This is a genomic window from Zoogloea ramigera (assembly GCF_006539865.1).
Lineage (GTDB): Bacteria > Pseudomonadota > Gammaproteobacteria > Burkholderiales > Rhodocyclaceae > Zoogloea > Zoogloea ramigera.
Genome location: NZ_BJNV01000102.1, coordinates 1 through 11309 on the forward strand (window position 1 = coordinate 1; position 11309 = coordinate 11309).

The following is an 11309-nucleotide window of genomic DNA, read 5'->3' on the forward strand; positions in this document are numbered from 1 at the left end:
GGCGACGGAGGGGGATTCGCCCGTCAGCAATGACGGGCGTGGATTGAAACTCACGAGGGGCCACATATAGGCGGAATGCGCAGTGATTCGCCCGTCAGCAATGACGGGCGTGGATTGAAACATGATCAGCGTGTTCAGCCGCATCTCGAGCGTGGATTCGCCCGTCAGCAATGACGGGCGTGGATTGAAACGAAGCAGCACGGCGCGTCATGTCCGCCACGATGCCCGATTCGCCCGTCAGCAATGACGGGCGTGGATTGAAACTCCAACCTGCTCGCCGAAGCCGGCAAGGCCACCGCCAGATTCGCCCGTCAGCAATGACGGGCGTGGATTGAAACAAGGTACTGCTTCGGCAGGCGCGCACCGCTCGCCAAGATTCGCCCGTCAGCAATGACGGGCGTGGATTGAAACAGTCCCCTCTCCGAAGTACTTCGCGCCTGCATCGCGATTCGCCCGTCAGCAATGACGGGCGTGGATTGAAACTTGAGGATGGTGTCGGACTGCACCTCGGTGAGGGCGATTCGCCCGTCAGCAATGACGGGCGTGGATTGAAACCAGTGATACAGCGCGGTGATGAACGGCTTTGTAACGGATTCGCCCGTCAGCAATGACGGGCGTGGATTGAAACACCCACGGTGAGCTTCGGCCGCTTGCTGGGCTGGGGCGATTCGCCCGTCAGCAATGACGGGCGTGGATTGAAACTGATTCTTGGTTCATAGGCGACAGACGTAAAAAAAGGATTCGCCCGTCAGCAATGACGGGCGTGGATTGAAACCGCCGATGATCAGCGTGGTGACCGCCACGAAGATCCACGGATTCGCCCGTCAGCAATGACGGGCGTGGATTGAAACTCGAATCCCTGACGTTGATCTTTCCCCCGCTGTCGATTCGCCCGTCAGCAATGACGGGCGTGGATTGAAACTCAATCTACTACCTTCCCTGCCGACTGGTGGGCAGGGATTCGCCCGTCAGCAATGACGGGCGTGGATTGAAACTGCTGAGGCCATTGTTGGTAAGCTTTCAAAGCCTGATTCGCCCGTCAGCAATGACGGGCGTGGATTGAAACTGAGCACACGCACACCATGGACCGCCCCGACCTCATCGATTCGCCCGTCAGCAATGACGGGCGTGGATTGAAACCTCGGCACCTTCCCCGACCCCTACCTGCCCGACGGAGGATTCGCCCGTCAGCAATGACGGGCGTGGATTGAAACCGCATCCTCCCCGTGGGCTGCAAAGTCGCCATCCTGATTCGCCCGTCAGCAATGACGGGCGTGGATTGAAACCCCTTCGAGAACTACACCCGCACCGCCCAGGTGCTGGATTCGCCCGTCAGCAATGACGGGCGTGGATTGAAACAGTGGTATCTGTCCGACTATGTCGCTCTGGCGGATGATTCGCCCGTCAGCAATGACGGGCGTGGATTGAAACGAGCATTTACAGGGCTCCGATCTTGGCGAGCAGCACGATTCGCCCGTCAGCAATGACGGGCGTGGATTGAAACGCCGATTGCCAGAGCATCGGCCCGGCCACGAGCCGATTCGCCCGTCAGCAATGACGGGCGTGGATTGAAACTGGGTCAGGTAATCCTCAATCTCGCGCGACGAGTAGGATTCGCCCGTCAGCAATGACGGGCGTGGATTGAAACCGGCGTCAATTCCATATCGACCGCCGCTGCCATGGATTCGCCCGTCAGCAATGACGGGCGTGGATTGAAACATCGATGCCGTCGTCGCCCACCGCGGCCTCTCGGAGATTCGCCCGTCAGCAATGACGGGCGTGGATTGAAACGTCAGTGCGCAGGAGGTCATCCGGTAGCGTGATCGATTCGCCCGTCAGCAATGACGGGCGTGGATTGAAACGATCAGCGTGCTGTGGGTGCGGTGCAGCCGGATCAGGGATTCGCCCGTCAGCAATGACGGGCGTGGATTGAAACAGGGTGTCGCGCTCGGCGGTGAGGGCCGCGACGCTGGGATTCGCCCGTCAGCAATGACGGGCGTGGATTGAAACGCCCTGGAGAGTCTGCAAGGCGGCGGCTTGCTCGGATTCGCCCGTCAGCAATGACGGGCGTGGATTGAAACCTATGTCCTTTTTTGGTCAGCAGCAAACGACGGGCAGAGATTCGCCCGTCAGCAATGACGGGCGTGGATTGAAACGCAACGCGGTCAGTCAGTTCTCGCCGCAGTGGGTGATTCGCCCGTCAGCAATGACGGGCGTGGATTGAAACAGCGGCTTGGCCAACCTGGGCAACGGCCTGGCCGGATTCGCCCGTCAGCAATGACGGGCGTGGATTGAAACCACTTCCACCAGGCGGCGATGCACGGCGGCGATGTCGATTCGCCCGTCAGCAATGACGGGCGTGGATTGAAACTTGCTCATTCCTGCACCTCCAACTTGAAAAGCACCGATTCGCCCGTCAGCAATGACGGGCGTGGATTGAAACCGAACGATCTGGCAGCCCCGCCCACGGTTAATCTGATTCGCCCGTCAGCAATGACGGGCGTGGATTGAAACATGCCCGTTCATCGGACATGAGCGAATAGTTGTACAAAGATTCGCCCGTCAGCAATGACGGGCGTGGATTGAAACCCGATGATGCTAAAGTGGTGGCGAAGGCGCTGGGGGGATTCGCCCGTCAGCAATGACGGGCGTGGATTGAAACGGTTATTGCCTTCGCGAAAAACAAACCCGCGCTCGGATTCGCCCGTCAGCAATGACGGGCGTGGATTGAAACACCGTCACCGCCTTCGACGAAGCCCTGCGCCTGCGATTCGCCCGTCAGCAATGACGGGCGTGGATTGAAACACCGACGGCGAGGTCGAGCGCCTGCTCACCGAGCGATTCGCCCGTCAGCAATGACGGGCGTGGATTGAAACCCGACCAATCCAGCGCCAGGGAGCCCGACGACGCCGATTCGCCCGTCAGCAATGACGGGCGTGGATTGAAACCGGTTCGATGACGTGGAACAGCCATAAACCCTTGCGATTCGCCCGTCAGCAATGACGGGCGTGGATTGAAACGCTGAATACGGGGGCGCAGTCTATGCGTAGCAAGGATTCGCCCGTCAGCAATGACGGGCGTGGATTGAAACAGCGTGACAGCAGATGCCACGTCGCCAGACTCACCGATTCGCCCGTCAGCAATGACGGGCGTGGATTGAAACGTCGCGCTGGCGATGGGCTTTGCCTGTGCATCGTGGATTCGCCCGTCAGCAATGACGGGCGTGGATTGAAACCTGTACACCGAGCTGATCAAGCGCGCGGGCCTGGCCGATTCGCCCGTCAGCAATGACGGGAACGAACCACAAAAACGTCCGGTTCACCGGCTGAGACACCACTGAAACTGGCTCCCATATATCGACCAAAGGTGGATCTGTTGCGGTGGTCAATCGTTTAGAAAGCATTCAAGACGACTTGAGGGATGCAGCGGAAGAAGTTGCCACTGACCGCGACAACGTGGAAGCCGTCCCCGGCTACTTCGTCTTGCTGGCCTTGGCGGGAGCGGGATTGCGCAGCGCGTCGAGTTGTTGCCTGGCGTGTTGCTCCGAGCCGAACACCAGAATGACCAGGGCGCGGATCGATGCCGGGATGTTGCGCCCCGACTCATAACGACTGCCGCCCGACTGGGTGGCCTGGAGCCCTTTCCAGAACGTGGTCTGGTTGATCCTCAAGGCCCTGCGCAAGGCCTTGAGATCGGGGCCCGAGCGGGCATCCTTGTACATCCTGGCCTTGACCGGGGGAAGCCCCTGATAGGGCGCCCTCAGCCGGGCCAGGAAGGTTTCGGAATCGGCCGGCGATGTGTAGACGAGCTTCAGGAGGGTCTTGACCGCCTCGGGGATGTTGCGGCCATTTTCGTAGCGGCTGCCCCCGCTCTGGGTGACGAACACCCGCTTCCAGAACACCCCTTGCCCCATGTCGAGGGAGTCCCGCACGGCCTTGAAGTTGGCGCCACTCCGAAGATCGAGTGCGATGGGCTTCTTGACGCGCTTCGCGGCAGGTGGCTTGGCCACCGGAGCGGGGGCTGGCACCCTTTTGGGGGCTTGAGGCACCACGACCGGCTCGGCCTCGAGCAACTCCGTATCGTCGTGGGAGTAGGCCGGCGAGCAGGCGCACAGGATGCGGAGGCGCTCCCGGGTGCCAGCCTTGATGGCGTGGGGCGTGCCGGGAGGGATGCAGATGGTGTCGCCCGCCTTGACGAAGAAGGCCTTGCCGTCGAGAGTCATCATGCCGTCACCACGGACGATGTAGTAGATCTCCTCGGACGTCAGGTGCCGATGCAGCAAGGTGCGCCCACCCGCCGGGATGACGGCTTCGGCCAGGCTCTGGGCCTGGTTGCCATGGCGCGTCGGACACATCAGCTCCCGGATCGTGGAGCGATCTTTGGTGACATAGGGTTGCACACCGAGATACGGCTGATAGGTTATCGGGGTAGTTGGCTTCATCGGATGTCCGCCTGCGGCGCTTGATGCGAATGTATTGACGTGGAGAGTATGACATTGGCAGGATTAACTCAAGCCCGGCAGAGCAATTGATGGGGAGCCACCGAATGAATCGGCCGTGAAACCTCGAGGTGCCCCTGACGTGCGGCTGCGCAATCAGGTCGGTGGCAGGGCTGGCCGGCCTGAAAGATAGGGGCCAGACTCCTGTTGGCCGTGAGGTTGTCAAACACAAGCCTGCGAGCCACTTGCGCGGAGACGCCTCCGAACAAATGCCGGACTCGGCAGCAGCGATCAGAAACAACGTAAGACGAGGAGCAAGCCCACGTAGCTCTCTGCGGGAGGGGCCATCTCCGTGAGCGTGGGGAGCATTGCTCTCGCGCGGGGAACACGCGCCGTGAATGGCGCCGTGGAGACCATGCAGGGCGCCGGTCAGCGGGTGGCTCCATTACGCCGATCACGGGGTGGCTCCAATGTGCCGGTCACAAGCCGGTGCTTCGCATCCTTCAGGCGCGTGGCGGTTCATCCCCGCGGGCGCGGGGAACACGTGCGTCCCAATCTCGTAGAAGTTCCGAAATCCGGTTCATCCCCGCGAGCGCGGGGAACACGCCGGGCATCATCGCCCGACCGGACGCGGTGTACTTCGACCCCAAGCACGAGACCTTCGCCTTTGTGCGCGAGCTCGAGGACGGCGTGGTGTATGTGGCGATGGAGCCGGCCCACGTCGCCAAGAAGGCCGGCCGCATCGACACGGTAGTGAATGCCTACCGGCTGCCGGGAACCAAGGAAGGGGCTGGGCGGCTGCAGGACACAGGCCGCTTCATCAAAATGGGTGAAGAAGCCCGGTGACGGGAATCGAACCCGCATCCACCAGCCGAAGCCTAGCCTTTACCAATCGGCGAACACCGGTCTTCTTCTGATTCGAGAATAGCGATGATCGATATCCAAGTCAAAGACGAAGGCAGGTTCATCCCCGCGAGCGCGGGGAACACGCGCTCTCGACCGCGCCGCGCAGGATCTCGACCGGTTCATCCCCGCGGGCGCGGGGAACACATTCTGGCACCGGCGAAAATATCCCCGGAATACGGTTCATCCCCGCGGGCGCGGGGAACACTCAAGGTCGATTCGCTCACCCCGGCGCTTACGCGGTTCATCCCCGCGGGCGCGGGGAACACGACTTGGGCGGGATCGACTTGGGCGGGGTCGACGGTTCATCCCCGCGGGCGCGGGGAACACGCGCAGCCAACAACGGCTAGCTTGTTGCCCGTCGGTTCATCCCCGCGGGCGCGGGGAACACCACGTTCCACGACACCCGACACACCGCCGCGACGGTTCATCCCCGCGGGCGCGGGGAACACACTTCTTTCAACACATTGATTCTACGCGAGAATCCAGCACCACTCCGAGCCACCAGATTTTTTGCCTCTTTCAATCATGCCAAATTGTTAAAGATCGTCCGACATCCGTTCGGGGTGGAAGCTGACCAGCCGGACGCCGTCCCAGTCTGCGGGCAGCCGACGGTTAGCGCCGAGAGTCTGGAACTCGAAGCCGGCTTCGTTGTTGGCGTACCACATCATCACCGCGTTGCCGTCCTCGATACCGGCCTCCACCTGGGTCCAGATGTGCTCACGGACCTTGCGTGAATAAGTGCCCACGTAAACCCCGGCGCGCACCTCCAGCAGCCACACCGCCAGCCGGCCACGCAGCCGCGGCGGAGCGTTTTCAAGCACGATGACCAGCATCGCCTAAGCTCTCCGGATTAGGAATGGCCGGGCCGACGGCGTCTTCCGGCGCCTCGGGACGGGGGATCTCACCGGCGGCGAGTATTTCCTCGATATCGGGGATGATGCGTTCCAGAAGCTTGGTCTTGCGGAAAATGTCACGGCAGGCCAGGCGCACCGCTCGCTCCGGGTTGGGCGGGCTGGAGGCAGCCACCTGAAAGGCTGCCGGCACGACCGTGTCGAATTTGTAGATGTCGGCCACGTCGTAAACAAAGGACAGGGGCTTGCCGGTGTGGATGAAACCCACCGCCGGCGCGTAGCCGGCAGCCAGCACCGCAGCCTCCGTGACGCCATACAGCGCGGCTGTGGCGGACGACATGCAGCGATTGGGCAGGTCGGAGACGTCCCAGTCCTCGGGGTTGTAGGCACGACCGGTCCACTTGACACCGAACTTCTGGGCCAGCAGCTGATAACTGCGCTTCACCCGCGCGCCTTCAATGCCGCGCAACTGTTCCACGCTACGGCGGGCCGGCGGCTCCTCGCCGAAGCGCATCGCATACATCTTGCGCACCACCTTCAGCCGCAGGGCGTCGTCCAGCGCCAGCCGCGCCTGGTAGAGCAGGCGGTCGGCACGCGCTCCACCGGGCTGGCCGGAGGAATACAGGCGCACGCCCGCCTCCCCCACCCACACCAGCAGCGTGCCCACCCGCGCCGCCAGCGCTGCCGCCATATGGGACACCCGCGTGCCCGGCTCCAGCATGATGCAGGCGACCCCGCCCAGCGGAATGTGCGTGAGCACCGGCCGCACCCGAAAGCCTTGCTGATCCACCACGACGAAGGCGCCGTCCACCACGTCGATCTCGCCCTTTTCGACGAAGACGATGGACATGCGCTCCTTGATGGGAATGGGTTTGAGGGGTGGAAGCATGGTCAGGGCAACGGTCGCACTAGCAGCAAGCCACAGCCGAAGGCTTTCGCGGGGCCGATACCCTGGCGCAGCGTGGCACTGAACCGGTCAGGGTCGATTACAGTCAATTCCCCACGAAAATCAACGGTACTGAAATGCAACTGCCCCTGCTTGCCGGCCTGTTGCTGGTAGGCGTCAGCCACCAGACAGGCTGGATCGATGGCAAAGCCTCCCGCCTCGGCCCTAGCCTCTAGCCAGGCGCTGCAGTTGCTTTGGACAAGTTCGTAGAGCTGTGGCCGTGGATCGGGCTGGCCGTCGGCGGCGATGCGGTCAGGCTTCCATTCCACCCAGCGGGACAAACCTCGCTCGGCAAGCATGCGGCGCTTAGCGTCCATTACCACATCATGCCGACCATGCTTGCCGTCCACCCGGCGGCTCACCACAGGATTGGCGCGCAATTCAAAGCCCAGACGCATTCCGGCGGCCACACGCGGTGCGTAGCTTTGTGTTTGGACCAGCCAGGACGGGTCGTCGGAATGAGGAGCGCGTACCGAGACCACGTAGTAACGTGGCCGCCCCGCTACCTCACGGCGATGGAACAGGAAATCACGCGGGCTGCCGGCCTCGGCAGGGAAAAACCTCCACAGCCACTGGTGTTCCGCGTATGGGCCGCTCAATCGGGCATGAGCGGCAGCAAGTTCCCGATCGGGATGGGGCATGATCAGGCTGAAATACATGTCTCAAGCCTCCGGTCGAAAAAATGCCTGATATTCGGTGCGGTCACCAAACTGCCAGCCGCGACGGCGGATCGGGCGGTCCTTGCGGGAGGTGGTGAGATCGGGAACAAGATCCACACGGATGCCGTCGCCCCAAATCAGGCGCTCCAAAGCTTGAGGAGATGGCAGGCCGTGCCGGCTGTGCACCTTGTCCAGAACGTCGAGGCGGGCGGTCAGTTGCAGAAGGTAGTCTTCAAAGGCTGACTCGGCATTATCAGCGCTTATCACCTGAGGAAACAAAGGCGCGGCCGGTGGGCAGGCTTTGCGCCCCAGGTAGAGTGCGAAGCGCGGGTACCGCAAAGCCTCTGCCAGTTCTTCGAGGGAATATGGCGCCTCTCCCCGCGGCTGGAGGGCTACCAGACAAGCGGCATCCTGACGGTAGTCCCTGGTCGACAGGATGGTGTTTAGTTCGTCCCGAGGCAGCGCCAGTTCGTCCCGCCGTGAGGCGTGAGGGCGTTTTTTCAGGCTGGTCTGTCCGGGCACCTGGGCGGTGTGGTAATCCCGCAGCAGCCGACCTGCAGCCTGTACGCCCACCGCATAACCGTATCCATCACGAAGCGCGGCATGGGCGGCCTCATCCTCGCGGCGCAGGCCCAGTGCCGCACCGAGCAACCCCACCAACGACGAGAGACCGGGAGCATCCAGGCTGGGGCGGAATTCGCCCACGGCGGTGTCGCCCCAGGCTGCCATCGGCCCCTGCAATTGAAAGACCAGAAAGTCCATGGCCTCAGTCCTGGACAAAGGCAATCAGTTCGGCAAGGCTGCCTTCGCCCTTCTCCACGTTCAGGCTCTTGCGTGCGTCAGCGCAGGGGCCATAGACCTTATCGAAGTTCTGGTATCGGCGTTCGATTGCGTGGACGGCGAGATCAAGCATGTCCTGATCACCGTAGGGCTTGACCGGCTTGAGGAATGCCTGGGACAGCGAGCGTGGCTGCTGATCACCCTTTTCAGCCAACACGTAGCTGGCGTAGGCGCGGGAGGCGTGGCTATTTTGCATACCGGTGGGAGAGACCTTGGTGACAGCGTGCAAAAAGGCCTCCAGTACCCGGCGGGCAAGCGCGACATCCTGGCCCAGGTTCTCCGCGAGGAGTGTGCGGTCGATGCAGATGTACAGGTAATACAGACCCGCCCCGAAGCTTCGCTCACCGATATGCGCAGCCCCCTTGTCACTGAGCCCCTTGTTGAGGTCATCGACTGCGCTGAAGTAGTCGTCTTCCACCGGGCTGCTGTGCACGGTGATCGCATGGGCTACCTGCACGGCAGCCTCCATGTTAAAGGCCGGGCTGTCGGCCAACATTCTCCCGAACATGGCGATGTCAGCCGCCTTGCGTGGTTTGCGCAGCAACTGCAACTCTTCGTCGGAGGGGGCTCCGCCCCGCTCGGCGCAGGTCTTGGCCAAGGCCTCGATGGCTTCCACTTCTTCCGGGCTGAAATGAGCGAGTTGCTCGATCTGCAGATCTTCGTCCTTATCCATCTTCTTGTCGGACTTGAGCTTGCCAAAGCGCCCAGCGATCTGCCGCGCCCATTCGCGAGCAGCCTTGTCGGCGATGCCGGCGCACGTCAACGCTTCGTGGATGCGCTTACCCATGTCCTTCGTACGGGTACCAATGTTGCCGGCCAGGGCGGACTCGAAGAGTTCAGATGTACGCCATGCCCGCTTCTGACTCTGGGAGGAGATGCGCAGGCGCTGCGCATCTCCCATCAGCGCGGTCTTCGGGCGGCCCGTGTCGTCCCGGTTGAGGTTGGAGGGCGGATAGCTGGTGAGCAGATGCAGTTGCACGAAACGTTGCATGAGCGGTCTCCGGAAGGTGACTGAATGAGATAGGAATGACTGGGCAAAGCGTCAAGAGCTAGTGCGAGCAGGCCACTCGTAGGCGTAGGCCCAACGTTTTTTCACTTGCTCGCCCCACTGCAGCAGGTCATTGGTGAGAGCGAGCACATCAACCCGGCCATCCATCAGGGGGAGCACTCGACGGAGGCTGTCATAGAGAGCTTCGATGTCCCGGGCGTCGAGCAGACGAAGAAAGCGCAATTCGCTCACCGCCAGGCGGTCATCCCCGGCCTTCCTTTGGCTCATGGATTTGGCGGGTGAGAGACCAGGACTATCCTCCCGGACATGTGCCAGCAAGCCCACGGCAGCGGCGAGACGGTCATCAAGGTAAGCCTTGCTGTCCGGATTCCACCCCTGGAGTTGCAGGCGGCGATACAGGCGCTGGTAAGGGGCGGACAGAGCCACCTCGGTGGGGCCGGCGGCGCGGCGCAGGATAGCCCGGCTTGCGCGATCGTTCTCCAGGCCTTGCCACCACTCGGCCAGGGCTTTTCCGATGGGTTTATCCCGCTCGAAACGTTCACTCATGGAGTCTCCTTCAAGGCTGGGCCGGCATGGCCTTGCGGCGGCTGCGGGCGGTTTTTTCGGGAATGGGGAGGCGCAGGGCCGTGAGTAATTTCTCATCGCAGAGGGCGTAGCCCAGCCGACGACGGGCTTCAGCCACTCGACGCGGGTGTTGACGCTCTACGGGACCGGCACCGACGAACTGCTGATCGAAGAGTTGATAGGCAGCATGTTGCAGCTGGGCCTGCCAGCGCTGGCGGAGCTCAAGCGTATCGGGCTCCGCCAGCGGGTCCAGGCGCAAGGCCTCGATACAGTGGTGCAACTGGAGGAAAAAAGCCCGTTCGGTGGCACCCCAGAAGCTGATGTCGACGGCGCTGAAATCGCCCCGAGCATCACCGCCGAACCAGGCATCCTTGACCGCGTTGCGCAAGGCCTGCACGGCTAGGCGGGCACCCGCCAGCCAGCCGCCCGCGCTGCCGGTCAGGGTGCGCAGGGCATCCGGATTGCAATCGGCGAGTCCATATAGCGGAAGCGAAGACTCGTACCAGCAACGGGCCTTCATGTTGTCCATGTCGTAACCGAAGGCCCACAGGCGGAGGCTCGGCCCGACCTGCCGGCTGCGTGTCCCGTCCAAAGCCGAGACCACAGTTCGGGCCGGACGCAATTGCTCCTTGCCGTCGGAGACTCCCAGCACCCAACCCAGCCAGTGGCGATAACCAATGCCTCCAGGCTGAGGATGCATCGGGAGCCACTCTCCCTTATTCGAGTAATAAGGGGACAGAGGATGCAGCCAGGCGCCCTTGTAGTTGAGGCCATAGTTCTTGGCGTAGAACTGCCGGATCAATCGGTCCGAGGTGCGCCCGCAAATGTCGCACTTGCCGCTCATGAGTCCATCCATATTCAAACGGATGCGGCGTGGGGTTGCCCAGAAAATGTGATCCGGGTGCACCTGCACCGGTGCAGTCTCCTGCCCCGGCTGAGTAACGGTGATGTCTGCTAGCCACGGAAAGCGGTGGTGCGGCAAATTCAAGCCAGCGTTCCCACAACTCTCCAGGTGCAGGGCGCGTGGCTGCACGTTGAGCCACAAATCCTGCCACAAGCTCTGAGGAGTGCCGGACAACAGCAGCGTGGTCAAAGG

General features: G+C 62.2%; 9 protein-coding genes and 2 CRISPR repeat arrays. Of the genes, 1 reads left to right on the forward strand and 8 read right to left on the reverse strand.

The genetic code is table 11. The features are described 5' to 3' along the window. The first annotated feature begins 13 nt into the window (after window positions 1–13). Window positions 14–3235: direct repeats of the CRISPR family, unit length 37 nt; unit sequence GATTCGCCCGTCAGCAATGACGGGCGTGGATTGAAAC. Window positions 3236–3472: 237 nt separating this feature from the next. After that, window positions 3473–4354, reverse strand: a complete 882-nt coding sequence (locus tag ZRA01_RS21415; RefSeq protein ID WP_371859322.1) for a cupin domain-containing protein — start codon at window positions 4352–4354, stop codon at window positions 3473–3475. Between the two features lie 717 nt (window positions 4355–5071). On the opposite strand from ZRA01_RS21415, the gene ZRA01_RS18735 reads away from it, so the two are divergent. Next, window positions 5072–5284, forward strand: a complete 213-nt coding sequence (locus ZRA01_RS18735; RefSeq protein WP_141354900.1) for a hypothetical protein — start codon at window positions 5072–5074, stop codon at window positions 5282–5284. Between the two features lie 114 nt (window positions 5285–5398). Further along, window positions 5399–5793: direct repeats of the CRISPR family, unit length 29 nt; unit sequence CGGTTCATCCCCGCGGGCGCGGGGAACAC. A gap of 87 nt (window positions 5794–5880) precedes the next feature. On the opposite strand, the gene cas2e is transcribed toward ZRA01_RS18735, so the two are convergent. The 7 genes from cas2e to casA form a co-directional block, all read right to left on the reverse strand. Further along, complete coding sequence (gene cas2e / locus ZRA01_RS18740; RefSeq protein WP_141354901.1) at window positions 5881–6177, reverse strand: type I-E CRISPR-associated endoribonuclease Cas2e; 297 nt, start codon at window positions 6175–6177, stop codon at window positions 5881–5883. Further along, window positions 6158–7084, reverse strand: coding sequence for a type I-E CRISPR-associated endonuclease Cas1e (cas1e, locus tag ZRA01_RS18745; RefSeq protein ID WP_141354902.1), 927 nt, complete (start codon window positions 7082–7084; stop codon window positions 6158–6160). Before cas1e ends, cas2e begins: the two co-directional genes overlap by 20 nt. Window positions 7085–7086: 2 nt before the next feature. Beyond that, window positions 7087–7800, reverse strand: a complete 714-nt coding sequence (gene cas6e / locus ZRA01_RS18750) for a type I-E CRISPR-associated protein Cas6/Cse3/CasE (protein WP_141354903.1) — start codon at window positions 7798–7800, stop codon at window positions 7087–7089. A gap of 3 nt (window positions 7801–7803) precedes the next feature. Continuing rightward, window positions 7804–8562, reverse strand: a complete 759-nt coding sequence (gene cas5e / locus ZRA01_RS18755; protein ID WP_141354904.1) for a type I-E CRISPR-associated protein Cas5/CasD — start codon at window positions 8560–8562, stop codon at window positions 7804–7806. 4 nt (window positions 8563–8566) lie between these two features. Then, complete coding sequence (gene cas7e, locus ZRA01_RS18760) at window positions 8567–9631, reverse strand: type I-E CRISPR-associated protein Cas7/Cse4/CasC (RefSeq protein WP_141354905.1); 1065 nt, start codon at window positions 9629–9631, stop codon at window positions 8567–8569. Window positions 9632–9682: 51 nt separating this feature from the next. Continuing rightward, complete coding sequence (casB, locus tag ZRA01_RS18765) at window positions 9683–10195, reverse strand: type I-E CRISPR-associated protein Cse2/CasB (RefSeq protein ID WP_170183028.1); 513 nt, start codon at window positions 10193–10195, stop codon at window positions 9683–9685. A 10-nt stretch (window positions 10196–10205) separates the two neighbouring features. Next, window positions 10206–11309: type I-E CRISPR-associated protein Cse1/CasA (gene casA / locus ZRA01_RS18770; RefSeq protein ID WP_141354907.1), on the reverse strand; the 1104-nt coding region annotated here is incomplete at its 5' end.

Coding starts and splice junctions, on each gene's coding strand:
- cas1e (WP_141354902.1), bottom strand. CDS start 7,084: ATGCTTCCACCCCTCAAACCCATTCCCATCAAGGAGCGCATGTCCATC.
- casB (WP_170183028.1), bottom strand. CDS start 10,195: ATGAGTGAACGTTTCGAGCGGGATAAACCCATCGGAAAAGCCCTGGCC.
- cas5e (WP_141354904.1), bottom strand. CDS start 8,562: ATGGACTTTCTGGTCTTTCAATTGCAGGGGCCGATGGCAGCCTGGGGC.
- cas6e (WP_141354903.1), bottom strand. CDS start 7,800: ATGTATTTCAGCCTGATCATGCCCCATCCCGATCGGGAACTTGCTGCC.
- ZRA01_RS21415 (WP_371859322.1), bottom strand. CDS start 4,354: ATGTGTCCGACGCGCCATGGCAACCAGGCCCAGAGCCTGGCCGAAGCC.
- cas2e (WP_141354901.1), bottom strand. CDS start 6,177: ATGCTGGTCATCGTGCTTGAAAACGCTCCGCCGCGGCTGCGTGGCCGG.
- cas7e (WP_141354905.1), bottom strand. CDS start 9,631: ATGCAACGTTTCGTGCAACTGCATCTGCTCACCAGCTATCCGCCCTCC.